This window comes from Streptomyces sp. A2-16, from assembly GCF_018128905.1.
Classification (GTDB): domain Bacteria; phylum Actinomycetota; class Actinomycetes; order Streptomycetales; family Streptomycetaceae; genus Streptomyces.
The window spans coordinates 2,341,857-2,358,898 of the sequence record NZ_CP063808.1 but is presented as its reverse complement, the minus strand read 5'-3'; the positions used below and the strand labels follow the sequence as shown (position 1 = coordinate 2,358,898).

The window sequence follows — 17,042 nt, the reverse complement described above, 5'->3', positions numbered from 1 at the left end:
CGAGTTGAGACCTCGCGGAAATATGAGCGCCCTGTGCGAAGCTTGCCGGAAAAATCCGCGACATAGGCCTCGAATGCCACAGCCAACGCCCTTGACATCACTGTCCACTTGGGCCCCTACTGAACCTTGCACGGAATTGGTGACAACGTTGTCCGTCCTTGTGCAGGGAGGGTACTAGCCGATGGATCGGTACAGAACTCGGCTCAGACGGAGTACGGCGGTCGTGATCACGGCCGCCTTTTGCGTGACCGTGGGCTCGCAGGGCGCGGCGGTCGCCCTGCCCGAGGCCCCCACCCGGGCAGACCGGGGCTTCGCCTCCTCCTTCGAGGCGGGCGACCCGGCCCCCGACTGGCTCAGCACGGTCGACGGCGGCCGGGCGGCCGGCGTCGACGGCGGCTACCGCACCGGCATCCCGGGCAATGTCACCGACCACGTCACCGACGTCCGGGCGAGCGCCGAGAACGCCTCCGGCGGCGAGGTGAAGGAGAACCTCGCCGACAGCGAGGCGGGCACCAAGTGGCTCGCCTTCGCGTCGACCGGCTGGGCGGAGTTCGACCTGGACAAGCCGGTGAAGGCGGTCACCTATGCGCTGACCTCGGCCAACGACTTCGCCGAGCGCGACCCGAGCAACTGGACGCTCAAGGGCTCCACCGACGGCAAGGACTGGAAGACGCTCGACACCCGCACGGGCGAGTCCTTCGCCGAACGGTTCGAGACGAAGTCGTACGACATCCCCGCGGACGCCGTCGCCGAGTACCGGCACTTCCGGCTGGACATCACCGCGAACAACGGCGCCTCCGGCATCCTGCAACTCGCCGACGTGCAGTTCTCCACCGGGCCGAGCGACGGGCCGGTCCCGCCGGACATGCTCTCGCTGGTCGACCGCAGCCCGACCGGATCGCCCACCGCGAAGGCGGCCGCGGGATTCACCGGAAAGAAGGCCCTGCGTTACGCCGGACGGCACACGGCCGACGGACGGGCGTACTCGTACAACAGGATCTTCGACGTGAACGTGCGGGTCGACCCGCTGACCCGGCTGTCGTACCGGATCTACCCCTCGATGGTGGACGGCGACCGGGACTACGACTCCACCAACGTCTCGGTGGACCTGGCCTTCACCGACGGCACCTTCCTGAGCGACCTCGGGGCGCGCGACCAGCACGGGTTCACGCTGTCGCCGCAGGGACAGGGCGCGTCGAAGGCGCTCTACGTCAACCAGTGGAACAACGTCGTCTCGCGGATCGGGTCGGTCGCGGCCGGGAGGACCGTCGACCGGATCCTCGTCGCGTACGACTCCCCGAAGGGCCCGGCGAAGTTCCGGGGCTGGCTCGACGACGTGACGCTGGAGCGGGCCGCGCCGGAGAAGCCCGAGGCGCATCTGTCCGACTACGCGCTCACCACCCGGGGCACCAACTCCAGCGGCGGCTTCTCGCGCGGCAACAACTTCCCGGCGACGGCCGTGCCGCACGGCTTCAACTTCTGGACGCCGGTGACCAACGCGTCCTCGCTGAGCTGGCTGTACGACTACGCGCGCGCGAACAACGACGACAACCTGACGACGATCCAGGCGTTCAGCGCGAGCCACGAGCCGAGCCCGTGGATGGGCGACCGGCAGACCTTCCAGGTGATGCCGTCCGTCGCGTCCGGCACCCCCGACACCGGCCGGGAGGCGCGGGAGCTGGCCTTCCGGCACGAGAACGAGACCGCGCGGCCGTACTACTACGGGGTGCGGTTCGAGAACGGGCTGAAGGCGGAGATGGCACCGACCGACCACGCGGCGGCCCTGCGCTTCACCTACCCGGGCGACGACGCGAGCGTCCTGTTCGACAATGTGACGGACCAGGCGGGGCTCACGCTCGACAAGGAGAGCGGGACCTTCACGGGCTACTCGGACGTGAAGTCGGGGCTGTCGACGGGAGCGACCCGGCTGTTCGTGTACGGCGAGTTCGACCGGGCGGTCACGCAGGGCTCGTCGAGCGGGGTCAAGGGGTATCTGCGGTTCGACGCCGGCGACGACCGGACCGTCACGCTGCGCCTCGCCACCTCACTCATCAGCGTCGACCAGGCCAAGGACAACCTGCGGCAGGAGATCCCGGACGGCGCGTCCTTCGACGACGTGAAGAAGGAGGCCCGGCGCGCCTGGGACCGGATCCTCGGCAAGGTCGAGGTGGAGGGCGCCACGAAGGACCAGCTGACCACGCTGTACTCCAGCCTGTACCGGCTGTATCTGTACCCCAACTCGGGCTTCGAGAAGGTGGGTTCGAAGTACCAGTACGCCTCGCCCTTCTCGCCGATGCCGTCTCCCGACACCCCGACGCACACCGGGGCGAAGATCGTGGACGGCAAGGTGTACGTCAACAACGGCTTCTGGGACACCTATCGGACCACCTGGCCGGCGTACTCGCTGCTGACGCCCTCTCAGGCGGGCGAGATGGTCGACGGGTTCGTGCAGCAGTACAAGGACGGCGGCTGGACCTCGCGCTGGTCCTCGCCCGGCTACGCGGACCTGATGACCGGCACGTCCTCGGACGTCGCCTTCGCGGACGCGTACGTCAAGGGTGTGGACTTCGACGCCCGGTCGGCGTACGACGCGGCCCTGAAGAACGCCACGGTCGCTCCCCCGTCCTCCGGTGTGGGCCGCAAGGGCATGGAGACCTCGCCCTTCCTCGGCTACACCAGCACGGACACCCATGAGGGCCTGTCCTGGGCGCTGGAGGGCTACCTGAACGACTACGGCATCGCGCGGATGGGCCAGGCCCTCCACGCGAAGACCGGCGAGAAGCGCTACAAGGAGGAGTCGGAGTACTTCCTCAACCGGGCCCGGGACTACGTGAACCTCTTCGACTCGAAGGCCGGCTTCTTCCAGGGCCGCGACAAGAAGGGTGGGTGGCGCGTCGAGTCCTCGAAGTACGACCCGCGCGTGTGGGGCTACGACTACACCGAGACCAACGGCTGGGGCTACGCCTTCAGCGCCCCGCAGGACAGCCGGGGCCTCGCCAACCTGTACGGCGGCCGCTCCGGGCTCGCCGAGAAGCTGGACGAGTACTTCGCGACGCCCGAGACGGCCTCGCCGGAGTTCGTCGGCTCCTACGGCGGTGTCATCCACGAGATGACGGAGGCGCGGGACGTCCGGATGGGCATGTACGGCCACTCCAACCAGGTCGCCCACCACGTCAACTACATGTACGACGCGGCCGGTCAGCCCTGGAAGACGCAGAGGAACGTCCGTGAGGTGCTGTCGCGGCTGTACGTCGGCAGCGAGATCGGCCAGGGCTACCACGGTGACGAGGACAACGGCGAGCAGTCGGCCTGGTTCCTGTTCTCGGCGCTGGGCTTCTACCCGCTGGTGATGGGCAGCGGCGAGTACGCGGTCGGCTCACCGCTGTTCACCAAGGCCACCGTCCATCTGGAGAACGGCCGGGACCTGGTGGTCAGGGCGCCGAGGAACAGCGCGCGGAACGTGTACGTGCAGGGTCTGAAGGTCAACGGGAAGCCGTGGACGTCGACTTCGCTCCCGCACTCGGTGCTGTCCAGGGGTGCCGTCCTGGACTTCGACATGGGGCCGCGGCCGTCGAAGTGGGGCACGGGGAGGAACGCGGCTCCGGTGTCCATCACCCGGGACGACGAGGTGCCCACGCCGCGTGCGGACGTGCTCGCCGGGGACGGGGCGCTGTTCGACGACACCTCGGCGACGGACGCGACCGTGACCTCGGTGGATCTCCCGGTGTCCGGTGCGGTCAAGGGCGTGCAGTACACGGTGACGTCCTCCGGGGACCGGTCGAAGGCCCCGACCGGCTGGACCCTCCAGGGCTCGGACGACGGGACCACCTGGAAGACCCTCGACCGGCGGTCCGGTGAGTCCTTCGCATGGGACCACCAGACACGGGCGTTCTCCGTGGGGTCCCCGGGTACGTACGGGAAGTACCGTCTCGTGCTCGACGGCGAGGCGGTGGTCTCGGAAGTCGAACTGCTGGCCTGAGCGCCGGTGTTGGGGGTCTCATGCAGGGTGTCGATCCGGCCTGGCTGCCGGACGTGGCGTTCCGGCCGATCGGCACCCGGCGGACCCTGATCCGCGGCTCGGGCCCGCTGGTGGACACGGTGCGCGGCGAGGTGGCCGCGGCCTGCGAGCGGTTCGGCGGGCGTGTCCTGCGTGAACCCGGGCCGTGCGACCTGCTGTTGGAGCTGGACGGCGACGACGGCTCCGAGGGATTTCGGTACGGACGCCGTGACGGCCGTACGACCGTCACGGCGTCCGGTGCGCGCGGGCTGCTGTACGGGTTCTTCCACGTCGTACGGCTCGGGGAGACCGCGTTCGCCGACGAGGCCCCACCTGCCCTCCATCGGCCGGAGTCGGCGCTGCGGATGCTCGACCACTGGGACAACGTGGCCGTGCATCCGGTCATGGGCCAGGTGGAGCGCGGGTACGCCGGCGGTTCGCTGTTCTGGGCGGACGGGCGGGCTCGCGGGGACCTCGACCGGGTGCGGGCGTACGGCAGGCTGCTGGCGGCCTGCGGGATCAACGCCGTGGCCGTGAACAACGTCAACGTGCACGCGGCCGAGGCCAGGCTGCTGACCGATCGTCTCCCTGAAGTGGCCGACATCGCGGGCGCGTTGCGGCCGTACGGCATACGCACCCATCTGTCGGTGACGTTCGCCGCACCGGTCGTGCTGGCCGGCCTGGAGACGGCCGATCCGCTCGACGCGGAGGTGCGGGCGTGGTGGGCCGAGGCGGCCGCACGGGTGTACGCGGCGATCCCCGACTTCGGCGGCTTCGTGGTGAAGGCCGACTCCGAGGGACAGCCGGGCCCGTTCGCGTACGGGCGCAGTCACGCGGACGGCGCGAACCTGCTGGCCGCCGCGCTCGCGCCGCACGGCGGCACCGTCCACTGGCGGGCCTTCGTCTACGACCACCGCCAGGACTGGCGGGACCGCTCGACGGACCGGGCGCGCGCCGCGTACGACCATTTCGTGCCGCTGGACGGGGAGTTCGCCGACAACGCCGTGCTCCAGGTCAAGCACGGGCCGATGGACTTCCAGGTGCGGGAGCCGGTCTCCCCGCTGATCGGGGCGATGCCAGGGACGCGGCTCGCGGTGGAGCTGCAGGCCACGCAGGAGTACACCGGGCAGCAGCGGCATGTGTGCTGGCTGGGGCCGATGTGGAGCGAGGTGCTGCGGTTCGGGATCGACGGGGAGTCGTCCGTGGGGGCCCTCGCGCGCGGCGGGCTGGTCGCCGTGTCCAATGCCGGTGACGACCCGTTCTGGACCGGGCATCCGCTGGCCCAGGCGAACCTGTACACGTTCGGGCGGCTGGCCTGGGAGCCCGGTGCGGATCCGCGTCGGATCCTCGACGAATGGATCCGGCTCACCTTCGGGGACGGACCGGCGGCGGGCGTGCGCGCGGTGCTGACCGGATCGTGGCGGACGTACGAGAAGTACACCGCTCCGCTGGGTGTGGGCTTCATGGTGCAGCCGGGCCATCACTACGGGCCGAGCGTCGACGGCTACGAGTACAGCCCGTGGGGGACCTACCACTTCGCGGACCGCGACGGCATCGGCGTCGACCGGAGCGTGGCGGGCGGGACCGGGTACGCGGGGCAGTACACCAAGCCGTGGGCGGACCTGTACGAGTCGCCGCTCTCCTGTCCGGACGAGCTGCTGCTGTTCTTCCACCATGTGTCGTACGGGCACGTACTGAAGAGCGGCAAGACGGTGATCCAGCACATCTACGACACGCACTTCGAGGGCGTGGAAGAGGTGGAGGCGGCCCGCGAGGTGTGGGCGTCGCTGGTGGACCACATGGACCCGGCGCGCCACGCGCGGGTGTCGGAGCGGTTCGAGGAACAGCTCCGAAGCGCCCGCGAGTGGCGCGATCAGGTGAACAGCTACTTCTTCCGGAAATCGGGGGTGCCGGACGAGCGGGGGCGGACGATCTACTGAAGGCGCAGGACGGCGACGCCCCGTGGGTCGAGGACCGACGGAGCTCCGGCCTCGATCCGTTTGCCGGTGAGCAGGTCGGTCGCGGTGGCGTGGGCCGTGAAGTGAGCTGTTGCGTCGGCGTGGTTGAGGAGGAACAGCAGGCGGGTGCCGTCGGGGGCGACTCGGGTGGCCGTCTCCAGGGCCTCGTGGTCGGCGTACGGGCCGATCAGGTCGTGGCGGGCCAGGACGCGGCGGACCACCTGGTCCACGCCGGGCGGGTCCAGGGCCGTGGCGATGTACCAGCCCTCGCCCCGCCCGTACCGGTTGCGGGTCACGGCGGGGGTTCCGGCATAGAAGTCGGTGCCGTAGCCGGCGACCGTCTCGGCTCCCCTGAGCTGCACGAGCTCGAAGACGAGCCGCCCCTGCGACGCCAGTTCCGGGACGGGCTGGGCGAACTCGGGCCGGCGGGCGTCCCATTCGTCGACGCGGATGCCCATGAGGGGCGCGAGGGGTCCCGGCACGTCGGCGAGGAAGGCCCGGTCGTGTGCGTCGACGCGGCCGGAGAGGAAGGTGGCGAGGACCGTGCCACCGCGTTCCGCGACCGCTTCGAGGCGGGTGGCGAGGTCACCCTTGACCATGTGCAGGGCAGGGGCGAGAACCACGTCGTACGGGGTGAGGTCGGCGGTGTGCGGGACGACGTCCACGTCGGCGCCGGCCTCGCGGGCGGCCCGGTAGTAGGCGTGCACCACCTCCTGGTACTTGACCAGTCGCGAGGGGCCGTCGGAGATCTCCAGGGCCCACCAGCTGTCCCAGTCGAAGAGCAGCGCGGTGCGGGCCGGGGTGCGGGCGCCGAGGGAGGCGCTGCCGAGCAGTTCCAACTCCGCGCCCAGCGCCGCCACTTCCCGGAAGACCCGGGTGTCGTCACGGCCCGCGTGGCCGATGACCGCCCCGTGGTACTTCTCGCAGGCGCCGCGGGAGGCACGCAGCTGGAAGTAGAGGGCCGCGTCGGCGCCGTGGGCGATCGCCTGGAAGGTCGCCAGACGCAACTCCCCCGGTCTGCGCAGGGGGTTGACGTCTCGGCAGGCGGTCGTGGACGGGGTCTGCTCCATCAGCCAGAAGGGGGCGCCGTCCTTCAGGCCCCGCATCAGGTCGTGGGCGAGGGCGGCCCAGGTCGTCGGGGCGTCGACCGGCGGATAGTTGTCCCAGGACACGAAGTCGAGGTGGGGTGCCCAGCGGTGGTAGTCGAGGGGGCGGAACATGCCCATGAAGTTGGTCGTGACGGGGGTGACCGGATCATGGGTGCGGATCACCTCCTTCTCGGCGAGGAAGCAGCCGAGCAGCGCGTCGGTGGTGAAGCGGAAGTAGTCGAGCGTGATGCCCTGGAAGGCGGTGTGGTCGGGGCCCCGCCAGTGCTCGGTGAGGGCGTTCGGCGGTTCGATCTCGGCGAAGTCGGTGAAGCGGTGCGACCAGAACGTCGTCCACCAGGCGTCGTTGAGGGTGTCGAGGGTGACGTACCTGTCCCGCAGCCAGTTCCGGAAGGCCTCGGCGCACAGCTCGCAGTAACAGACGCCGCCGTACTCGTTGTTGATGTGCCAGGCGAGCAGCGCCGGGTGGTGCGCGTACCGCTCGGCGAGCCGCGCCGCCAGCTCCGTGGCGGACCGGCGGTACGCCGGTGAGCTGGGGCAGAAGTTGTGCCGCTGGCCGTAGCGGTGCCGGCGGCCCTCGAAGTCGGTGCGGTTGACCTCGGGGTACTTCTTCGCGAGCCAGGGCGGAAGGGCGGCCGTGCCGGTGGCCAGGCAGACTCGTCGGCCCTCGGCGGCCGCCCGGTCGAGGATGCGGTCCAGGACCGTGAAGTCGTAGGTGTCCTCGGCCGGTTGGGTGAGCGACCAGGAGAAGACGCCGACGGTGAGGGTGTCGATGCCGGCCCGGGTGAACAGCCGGTGGTCCGCGTCCCAGACCTCCGCCGGCCACTGCTCGGGGTTGTAGTCGCCGCCGTAGGGGATCTTGGGGCTCGACGGGGTCATGCGGTGAAGTCCTCCTGGGTCTCGGCGATCACCGGGCGGCTGCTGTGCAGCAGGGACAGCAGCAGCGGTGCCGCCAGCAGGGCGGGCAGGGCCTCGGTGAGTACGGCGGTCCCGGCGGCGGTCAGGACGAGCAGCGAGGCGGCGCCGAGGGTGGCGCGGACGTGCCGGAACAGGAAGTAGCCGGCGAGGCGAGCGGTGTCCCGTGCCCGGAAGGCGAACAAGGAGGTCAGGACGAGCGCGTGCGCGCCCCACAGCAGCAAGCCGACGCCGATCGCCGCGAGCAGCACCGCCCACCAGCCGGGCAGGCCGGTGGCGGCGAAGTGGGTCAGTGTGAACGCGATGACCGTCAGCCACGCCAGCAGGGGTGACCACAGCTTCAGTGCGGGGACGGCGTTGAGCCGCCAGCCGCGCCAGTACGCCCGGGCCGGGTGGAGGTCGGCGAGATCGCGGTCACGACGGTCGAGCGCGTACAGGGCGGCGGCCGTGGCCGGGCCGAACGGCAGCAGGCACACGGCGGCGAGGGGCAGGTTCGAGGGAGCGGCCCCCAGCAGGAGCAGCCCGACCACCCCCGGGGACACGGCGACGAGCAGCAGCGCCTCGACGGTGAGGAGGGTGTGCACGAGGGCGACGGCCCGGGAGAGGGCGCCGGTGCCGACCCCGCCCTCCCGGCTCGCCGTACTCGTGTCGCTCGCCCCGCTCACCCCGGCACCTTCCCCAGCAGTCGGCGTTCGTCCCACCACTCGGGTTTCTCCTCCGTGAGCGGGGTCACCTCCACGAGGGTGATCTCGTGGCGGGTCAGTGTCAGGTCCAGCTCGGTGCGGTCGTCCTCGACCGGGAGCCGCAGGTGCTGTCGGCCGGGCTCGGCGGCCTCGTGGAGTACGTCGAGCCGGTGCCGGCCGGGTGAGTGCGGGCTGCCCGTTCGCTGCCGGGCCGTGCGGGCGTTGCCCTGCTCCTCGTCGACCACGGACCGCCGACGGAAGATCACCCGTTCTCCTTCTTGAACCGCTCGTGCGCCTTGTTGTGCAGGTCGACGAGTTGCTGCATGTTCTTCGCCTTCAACTCGGCGATGAAGGAGTCCCATTCGGACAGGGGGCGCTTGCCGAGCACGAACTGGAGGGTGTTCTGGATGGCGTGGTCCTTGAGCGGCGTGTCCCACAGGGTCGCCTGCTCCTGCTCGAAGGACTGGAGCGGGTGGGCCGGGTCGACGGGGAGTTCCTTGCGCTGGGACATGACGTCCTGGAACTTCTTCTCGTCGGGGCTGAAGTTGGAGGAGACCAGCTCCCAGCTGCCCCCGTAGGTGAACACGCCGTTGAAGAAGCCGTAGTCCTTCTGGAGGTCCTTCGGGGCGTCCGAGTCGGAGCCCATGAGCGAGATGCCCGGCTCCAGCGTGTACCTGCCGCCCGACTCGGTGTAGGTGACGCCCTTCACGCCCCACTTGCAGAACTTCTGGCCCTCGTCGGAGTACCAGAGCCAGTCCACGAACTGCATCATCGCGACGAAGGTGTCGCTCTTGAGGGCCTTGCTGGAGATCATGACGCCGTTCTCCAGCCGGATCCCGCTCAGGAGGATCGGTCCCGCCGGGCCGAGGGGCACCGGGACCATCTCGATCTTCGAGCCCTTGACCTGCTTGCCCAGGTTGTAGCGGTAGTTCTGCACCAGCTCCTGCGGGTTGGCGCTGATCGCATAGGACTTCTCGGCCAGCAGCTTCTGGATGGCCTGGTCGTCCTGCTGGGTGAAGCTCTCGGGATCCAGCAGCTTCTCGGCGACGATCCTTCTCAGGTACTCGATCATCTGCCGGTAGGCGTCCTGGGCCGCGGTGAAGACGAACTTCTGCGCCTTGGTGTCGAAGCTGATGTTGTCGTAGTTCCACCCCGCCTTGACGCCGTACGCCTGGCCGAGATAGCCGAACAACGCGCCGCACGGGAACGGGGTGTTGGTGCTCCAGCGGTCCGTCCACGGGTACTTGTCCGGGTACTCCGCCTTGAGCGCCTTGAGGACGTCGTACACCTCGTCCCAGGTCGTGGGCAGAGTCAGTCCGTGCTTGTCGAGGACGTCCGTGCGGAAGGACAGCGAGTAGCCGGACTTGGGCCGCTCGTGCAGGCCGGGCAGCAGGTAGTACTTGCCGTCGGACTGGCGGATGGAGTCGAGCTCGGGCTCCAGCTTCCACTTCCTCACCTTGTCGCGGAAGTTGGGCATCAGGTCGACGTACTCGCTGACCGGGAGGATCGCGCCCGAGGACACGAAGGCGACCTCGCCGGGGTGGTACGTCTTGGGGATGATGAAGGGGGCGTCGCCCGAGCCGATGAGCACGCTGCGCTTCTTCTCGTAGTCGGCCAGCGGGACGTCGAGGGGCTTGATGGTGATCCCGGTGCGCTTGGTGACCTCCTTCCAGAACAGCCAGCCGTTCTTCAGGGGGTAGACCGGGTTGTCGTTGTGCAGCATCGAGAAGGACAGCGCCTTGGCGGCCTTGAACTGCTGGCCGGCCTGGTAGTCCTTCATCGCGCCGTTCTGCTTCTTGGTCAGGTCCTTGGAGTCGCCTCCGTCGTCGCCGCTGCCGCAGCCGGTGAGGGTGGCGAGGCCGATGAAACCGGCGGCGGCCAGGATCTGACGCCGTGACAGCTCTCCTGCATTGCGCACGGGAACTCCCTTGTTCCGTAGCTGAGTTGCTGGGATCAGCCCTTGACCGCGCCGAGCATCACGCCCGAGACGAAGTAGCGCTGGACGAACGGGTACACGCAGATGATCGGCAGTGCGGTGAGCACGATGGTGACCGCCTGGATGCTCGCGCCGACCTGGCTGAGCTCCGCGGTGGAGGCGCCCGCGTTGCCGCCGCCGGTGGCGCCCGCGATGAGGTTGCGCAGGTAGACGGTGACCGGCATCAGGTCGGAGTGGTCCATGTAGAGGAAGGCGCTGAACCAGGAGTTCCAGAAGGACACCGTGTAGAAGAGCACCATGGTCGCCACGACCGCCTTGGACAGCGGCAGCACGATCCTGAGGAGGATGCCGTAGGTGCTCAGTCCGTCGATCTGCGCGGCCTCCTCGAGCTCGGTCGGCAGGCTCTCGAAGAAGGCCTTCATCACCAGCAGGTTGAAAACGCTGATCGCGTTGGGCAGTGCGATCGCCCAGACGCTGTTCTTCAGTCCGAGGCTGGTGACCAGGACGTAGTTGGGGATCAGTCCGCCGGTGAAGAACATCGTGAACACGGCGATGCCGACCAGCACCCCGCGCCCCTTGAGATGCTTCTTCGACAGGACGTAGGCGTAACAGGTCGTCAGGACCATGGCGACGGCGGTGGCGACGACCGTGTAGAACACGGTGTTGCCGTAGTTCCGCCAGAACATCGCGTCCTGGAACACGATCTTGTACGTGGTGAGGCTGAACCCCTTGGGCCACAGGGTCACTTGGCCGGCTCGGATCTGCCGCTCGCCACTGAAGGACCGCGCGACGATGTTGACGAAGGGGTACAGGGTGACCACGACGACCAGGGTGAGGATCACCCCGTTGACACCCTGGAAGACCCGGTAGGAACGGCTCGGCTTCACCACAGGCTGGTCCCCACTGTGCGGCGCGAGAGCGTGTTGGCGGACGTGATCAGGACCAGGCCGATGACCGCCTCGAACAGGCCGATCGCGGCCGCGTAGCTGAAGCTGTTGGACTCGACGCCCGCCCGGTAGACATAGGTCGAGATCACATCGGCGGTCGGGTAGGTCAGCGGGTTGTACAGCAGCAGGACCTTCTCGAAGCCGACGGCCATGAAGGTGCCGATGTTGAGGATCAGCAGGGTGATCATGGTGGGGCGGATGCCGGGCAGGGTGACGTGCCAGATCTGCTGCCAGCGGTTGGCGCCGTCGATGCGCGCGGCCTCGTACAGGTCCTCGTCGATGGTGGTGAGCGCGGCGAGGTAGAGGATCGTGCCCCAGCCGGCGGTCTGCCAGATCTCCGAGCCGACGTAGATCGTGCGGAACCATTCGGGTTCCTGGATGAAGCGGATCTCGTCGTGGCCGAGCAGGCCGAGCGCGTGGTTGACCGGGCCGTCGGTGGCGAGTATCTGCAGGGTGAGGCCCGCGACGATCACGATCGACAGGAAGTGCGGGAGGTAGGACACCGACTGCACGAACCGCTTGAGGGAGCGTCGGCGCACCTCGTTCAGCAGGAGGGCGAGGACGATCGGGATGGGGAAGCAGAACACCAGCGTGAGTCCGCCGAGCCACAGGGTGTTGCGGAACACCTGCCAGAAGGTCGGGTCGCTGAGGAACATGCGCACATAGCGCAGGCCCACCCAGTCCTCACCGAACATCGAGCCGCCGGGCTCGAAGCGCCGGAAGGCGATCACGTTGCCGATCATCGGCAGATAGCGGAAGACCAGGAAGAACAGCAGCGGCAGCACGGCCAGCGAGTACAGCTGCCAGTCGCGGCGCAGAGACCGGCGCCATCCACCGCGCGGCGCGGGGCGGGCGGCGACTCCGGGTGGGTCTTCGACGCTGGGTGGCAAAGAGGCCGACTTGACGGATGTGCTCACGCTCGGTCCTCTCAGACGGAGGCATGGAACCGAAACTTTCGAGCTCTTACCGGTAACTTCGCGGCAACTTAGAGCCACGAAGAAAGCGCTGTCAATGGGGCGGGCGCGAGATACCTGAGGCAGGAGTGGGGTAGGACAGGGAAGCCAAAGCCCGGCCCCCTCCGCAAGTTTCACCACTTGGACCGACTCATGCGAGGTGCCCTGTGCCTGCGTTCGACCTGCCCCTCGGAGAGCTGCAGCAGTACCGTCCCGATGTCCAGGAACCCCCGGATTTCGACGAGTTCTGGCGTGACACCCTGAAGGAAGCCGCGCAGGCGGACGTGTTGGTGTCGGTACGCCCGGTCGACAGCGGGCTACGGCTCACGGACACCTGGGACGTGACCTTCCGGGGCTTCGCCGGCGATCCGGTGCGCGCCTGGTACAGCAGACCGGCGGGAGTGCGCTCGGCACTGCCCGCGGTCGTCGAGTACGCCGGTTACGGCCGCGGGCGCGGTCTCCCCCACGAGCGGCTGACCTGGGTGAACGCCGGTCACGCGCATCTGTTGATGGACAACCGCGGCCAGGGCGACCAGTACGGCAACGGCGGCGCGACCCCCGACCCGCACGCCCTGGCGCCGGGCGGCCCGGGTCCCGCGGTCCGGGGTCTGCTGGACCCGCGCGACTACCACTACCGGCGTCTGATCACGGACGCCGTGCGGGCGGTGACGGCGGTGCGGGTACTGCCGGGGGTCGACGGGGGACGCGTCGCGGCCGTCGGCAACAGCCAGGGCGGCAGCCTGGCGCTGGCCGTCGCGGGACTGGTGCCGGAGCTGGCGGCGGTCCTGGTCACCGCGCCCTTCCTGTGCGGCATCCGGCGCGCTCTGGACCTGACCGACGCGAGTCCCTACGGCGAGATCGGCGCCTACCTCTCCGTGCACCGGGGCGTGGAGGAGGCCGCGTATCGCACGCTCTCGTACATGGAGGGCGTCTCCTTCGCCCGCCGCGCCGGCGCACCGGCTCACTTCGGGGTGGGCCTGCGCGACACGGTGTGCCCGCCGAGCGGGGCGTACGCGGCCTTCAACCGCTACGGCGAACTGACCGGCGTGGACCCCCGCAAGGAGATCCACGCCTATCCGTACAACGGCCACGAGGGCGGCGACGCGGTGCAGGTGCGCCGCCAACTCGACTGGCTGGCCGCCGCGTTGGAGGTCAGTCGGTAGCCAGGGCGAACACGTGCAGATCGGTGTTCCGCGGCAGCGTCACGCTCGCGATCCGCCGGCCCTCCGGTGCCGTGAACGCCTTCGTGGCGAAGACGTACGTCGCCACCGGGTCCCGGTCCGCGCCCGCCACGTTGCGGTAGGCGGCGCGGGCGACGACCTCGTTGCCGTACTGGACGGTGCCGCCGCCTCCTCCGACGGTCCAGTCGGTGAAGGCGAGTCCGATCGTGCCGGTGCTGCCGTCGGTGTAGGTGACGGTGGCCTCGGCCTGTTGGTTGCCGTTCACGGCACTGCCGACGAAGGACAACTGACGTGCGGGACTCGGCAGTTGGATGGTCCGGCCGGATCCCGTGGCGTTGTCGGGCCGTCCGGCCGGTGAGTTCGGCCATGTGAAGGTCAGGCCGGCGGTCGTGCCCTGCTCGCCCGGCGTGAGGCCGGCCGCCTCCAGGGCCTGGCGGGAGTAGCTCCAGCCGCCGCCGTCGTAGTCGGCCTCGTCGTGGTCGCCGGAGTCGTCGGAGATCCCGGTGCTGTCGTAGGCGGCGAGGAGGGTGCCCGGCGCGGCCACCGTGAGGGACACGGGCTGCTCGTAGGCGGTGCCGTCCGAGGTGACGGCGACCGTGACGTCGTAGAAGCCCTGCTTGCTGCCCTCGTCGGCGCTGAGGGTGATCTCCTGGGAACCGTCGACGACTGTGCCCTCGCCGGGAGTCGCCTTGACGCCCTCGGGTGTCCGGACCCGGAAGCGGACCTCTGGGCCCGTGCCGTCACCGCTCAGCGAGAGTGCGCGGACACCGACCTTCGTGCTGCCGCCCGGCGCGATCGTCGCCGTGGTCGGGCCGACTCCGATCTGGTACGGCTGCTCGCCCTCGCGGAAGGACGGCGGGGGCGCGTCCGCTCCCCAGGCCGGGGCGGGCTCGGTGGAGAGGGTGTAGTCCAGCCGGCCGCCGTCCCTCACGAAGGAGGCCGGGAGCCAAGCCGCCTTACTGGTACGGCCGTTCAACTTGAGCGCGTGCACGTACGGCGCGTCGGCGGCCGCACCCTGCGCGCGGACGGAGATGTCGTTGCCGGTGGGGCGGTCGATCTCGATGCGCGGGAACAGCGGTGAGGCGAGGACCAGTTCGGAACGGGACGGCACCTGGGGGTACATGCCGAGCGCGGAGAAGACGTACCAGGCGGACATCGCGCCGAGGTCGTCGTTGCCGGGGATGCCGCCCGGGCGGGTCGACCAGAGCTGCCGCATGGCGGCGCGGACGGTCTCCTGTGTCTTGTAGGGGGCGCCTGCGTAGGCGTACAGGTAGGGGACGTTGATCGACGGCTCGTTGTCCAGCTCGGACTTCTCGCCGCCATTGCCGGTGAAGGCCCAGTCGCCCTTGTCGTCGTGGAAGAAGGCGTCCAGGCGGGCCAACGCCCGGTCCCGGCCGCCCATCGCGGCGAACAGACCCGCCGGGTCGTGCTGGACCATCCAGGTGTACTGGGCCGCCGTCCCCTCGACGAAGCCGTTGCCGGTGGACGGGGTGAATCCGGTGACCCAACTGCCGTCCGCCTTGCGGTTGGCGATGTAGCCGCCGCTCGGGTCGGCGGCGATGTTGAAGTTGTTCTGCCACCACTGGGACCTGTCGGAGAAGGCGGCCGCCGTGCCCTTCTCCCCCGCCGCGCGGGCCAGTTGGGAGAGCGCGAAGTCCGCGCCGGACATCTCCAGGGTCTCGGCGGCGCCACCCCAGGCGTTGGAGACGGACGGCATGTAGTGCAGTTTCAGGTACTTGTCGAGGGAGGGGCGTTGACCGACGGAGAGCACCGGCTTGCCGGCGGACGACAGGTCCTGCGCGGTGGGGACCGTGGCCGCCTTCACCAGGGAGTCCAGTGCGCCGCGCAGGTCGAAGTCCCTGCCGCCGAAGGCGTGGATGCCGGCCAGGGCGATGGGTGAGGGGTCGCCGTTCATGACGTGGGTGCCGCTCGTGCCGTGCAGCCAACGGTCCCAGACTCCGCCGTTCTGCCGGGCCAGTTCGTACAGGGACTGCGCCACGTCCGAGCCGGTGCGCGGGTCGAGCAGGGTCAGCAACTGCACCTGGCCGCGGTAGACGTCCCAGCCGGAGAAGGTGCCGTACTGGGCCCGGTGGCCGCGGGCGACGGAGTGCACCTCACCGTCACTGCCTCGGTATCTGCGGTCGGCGTCGCTGATCACATTGGGGTGGAGCAGGGCGTGGTAGAGCGCGGTGTAGAAGGTGGTGCGCTCGTCGTCGGTGCCGCCGCCCACGCGGATCGCCCGCAGCCGCTCCCGCCAGGCATGGCGGGCCGCCTCGCGCACCGAGTCGAAGGAGCGCCGGGGCGGGTTCTCCGCGGCGAGGTTGGCCGCCGCGCCGGCCCGGCTGACGTACGAGATCCCGATCCTGACGCCGACCTGTTCGGTGCCGGGTGCGAACTGGACGTAGCCGCCCGCTCCCTTGCCCGCGACGGGGCGCCCGCCCTGCGAGAACCCGCCCGTGCCGCCGGAGGCCGTGCGGGATCCGGGGGCGAGCCTGTCGTCCTGCCAGGTGCCGGTGGCCGCGAAGGGCTGGTCGAAGTGAGCGGTGAAGTGGACGGTGTAGTAGGCGCGTTGGCCTTCCGGGTCCAGGTAGCCGCAGAAGTTGCCGGAGGTGACCGAGCCGGAGACCGTCCGGGCCGCCGGGTCGATCTCGACGGTCGAGTCGGACGAGCCCACCTCGGAGTTGGCGGTGCGGAACAGCAGCGAGGCGGGCTTGTCGGCCGGGTAGGTGAAGCGGGCCGAGCCGGTGCGGGCGGTGGCCGTGAGGTCGGCGGTGACGCCGGAGGCGAGGCCCACCCGGTAGTGGCCGGGCTCGGCCGTCTCGTCGGCGTGGCTGAAGTCGGCCGCGTACACCGCGTCCTTGGTGTCGCTCGCCGGGGAGGAGGTGACCTCGCCGGCGAACGGGAAGAGCGGGATGTCACCGCTGCCGCCCGCGCAGCCCGTGCCGGACATGTGCGTGAGGCTGAAGCCGCGGATGCGGGTGGCGTCGTACAGATAACCCCCGGGCGCGGCGGTTCTGGTGGCGTCGCCGCGGGTGTTCTCGGGGCTGAAGGAGAACATGCCGAACGGGGTGACGGCGCCCGGGAAGACGTTGCCGCCGTTCGTCGTGCCGATGAGCGGATCGACGTGTGCGGTCGGGTCGTCGACGAGACCGGGGGGTGCGGCGGAGGCCGCGAGGGCTGGGGTGGCGCCGGTGACGGCGAGAACGGCCGCCAGCAGCAGGGACGTAGGACGCAAACGCATGACGCGGCCCCTCCTTCTTCGGACGGGTCGCGCACCACAGGTCGCACAAGCCGCTGGGACAGTAACGTGCGCCACGCGTATCACGGAAGGGCGCGTGTGTCGGTGGGGACGCGCGAGGGCGTCAC

Annotated in this window: 10 protein-coding genes; 3 read left to right on the top strand and 7 right to left on the bottom strand. The window is 69.7% G+C overall.

Annotation, left to right across the window (positions count from 1 at the left end; genetic code table 11):
- The first annotated feature begins 181 nt into the window (after nt 1-181).
- Together IOD14_RS10685 and IOD14_RS10680 are read left to right on the top strand one after the other, a co-directional pair.
- The gene (locus IOD14_RS10685) at nt 182-3,979 is read left to right on the top strand and encodes a GH92 family glycosyl hydrolase (RefSeq protein WP_212670127.1); all 3,798 of its coding nucleotides are present in this window, start codon (nt 182-184) and stop codon (nt 3,977-3,979) included.
- A gap of 20 nt (nt 3,980-3,999) precedes the next feature.
- Entirely contained in the window at nt 4,000-5,937 is a 1,938-nt protein-coding gene (locus IOD14_RS10680) for an alpha-glucuronidase (protein WP_212670126.1), read from the top strand.
- On the opposite strand, the gene IOD14_RS10675 is transcribed toward IOD14_RS10680, so the two are convergent.
- The 6 genes from IOD14_RS10675 to IOD14_RS10650 are packed head-to-tail and all read right to left on the bottom strand — an operon-like array spanning nt 5,931 to nt 12,459.
- On the bottom strand, nt 5,931-7,940 hold the full coding sequence (locus IOD14_RS10675; protein ID WP_212670125.1) for a beta-galactosidase: 2,010 nt from the start codon (nt 7,938-7,940) through the stop codon (nt 5,931-5,933). The two genes, IOD14_RS10680 and IOD14_RS10675, sit on opposite strands and share 7 nt — an antisense overlap.
- Complete coding sequence (locus IOD14_RS10670; RefSeq protein ID WP_212670124.1) at nt 7,937-8,641, bottom strand: DUF624 domain-containing protein; 705 nt, start codon at nt 8,639-8,641, stop codon at nt 7,937-7,939. Before IOD14_RS10670 ends, IOD14_RS10675 begins: the two co-directional genes overlap by 4 nt.
- Nucleotides 8,638-8,925, bottom strand: a complete 288-nt coding sequence (locus IOD14_RS10665) for a hypothetical protein (RefSeq protein ID WP_249125894.1) — start codon at nt 8,923-8,925, stop codon at nt 8,638-8,640. Before IOD14_RS10665 ends, IOD14_RS10670 begins: the two co-directional genes overlap by 4 nt.
- Nucleotides 8,922-10,577, bottom strand: coding sequence for an extracellular solute-binding protein (locus tag IOD14_RS10660; protein ID WP_212670122.1), 1,656 nt, complete (start codon nt 10,575-10,577; stop codon nt 8,922-8,924). The genes IOD14_RS10665 and IOD14_RS10660 overlap by 4 nt, the downstream gene beginning before the upstream one ends.
- Nucleotides 10,578-10,612: 35 nt before the next feature.
- On the bottom strand, nt 10,613-11,485 hold the full coding sequence (locus IOD14_RS10655) for a carbohydrate ABC transporter permease (RefSeq protein ID WP_212670121.1): 873 nt from the start codon (nt 11,483-11,485) through the stop codon (nt 10,613-10,615).
- A complete protein-coding gene (locus IOD14_RS10650) occupies nt 11,479-12,459 on the bottom strand; it encodes an ABC transporter permease subunit (RefSeq protein ID WP_212670120.1) in 981 nt (326 codons plus the stop codon). The genes IOD14_RS10655 and IOD14_RS10650 overlap by 7 nt, the downstream gene beginning before the upstream one ends.
- Before the next feature lie 203 nt (nt 12,460-12,662).
- Between IOD14_RS10650 and IOD14_RS10645 the strand changes: the two genes are divergently transcribed.
- The gene (locus IOD14_RS10645; protein WP_212670119.1) at nt 12,663-13,658 is read left to right on the top strand and encodes an acetylxylan esterase; all 996 of its coding nucleotides are present in this window, start codon (nt 12,663-12,665) and stop codon (nt 13,656-13,658) included.
- Here the strand turns inward: IOD14_RS10645 and IOD14_RS10640 are convergent.
- Nucleotides 13,648-16,917 carry a GH92 family glycosyl hydrolase gene (locus IOD14_RS10640; RefSeq protein WP_212670118.1) on the bottom strand — a complete coding sequence of 1,090 codons (3,270 nt, stop codon included), beginning with the start codon at nt 16,915-16,917 and terminating at the stop codon, nt 13,648-13,650. The genes IOD14_RS10645 and IOD14_RS10640 overlap by 11 nt on opposite strands.
- Between the last annotated feature and the right edge of the window lie 125 nt (nt 16,918-17,042).

Coding starts and splice junctions, on each gene's coding strand:
- IOD14_RS10685 (WP_212670127.1), top strand. CDS start 182: ATGGATCGGTACAGAACTCGGCTCAGACGGAGTACGGCGGTCGTGATC.
- IOD14_RS10680 (WP_212670126.1), top strand. CDS start 4,000: ATGCAGGGTGTCGATCCGGCCTGGCTGCCGGACGTGGCGTTCCGGCCG.
- IOD14_RS10675 (WP_212670125.1), bottom strand. CDS start 7,940: ATGACCCCGTCGAGCCCCAAGATCCCCTACGGCGGCGACTACAACCCC.
- IOD14_RS10640 (WP_212670118.1), bottom strand. CDS start 16,917: ATGCGTTTGCGTCCTACGTCCCTGCTGCTGGCGGCCGTTCTCGCCGTC.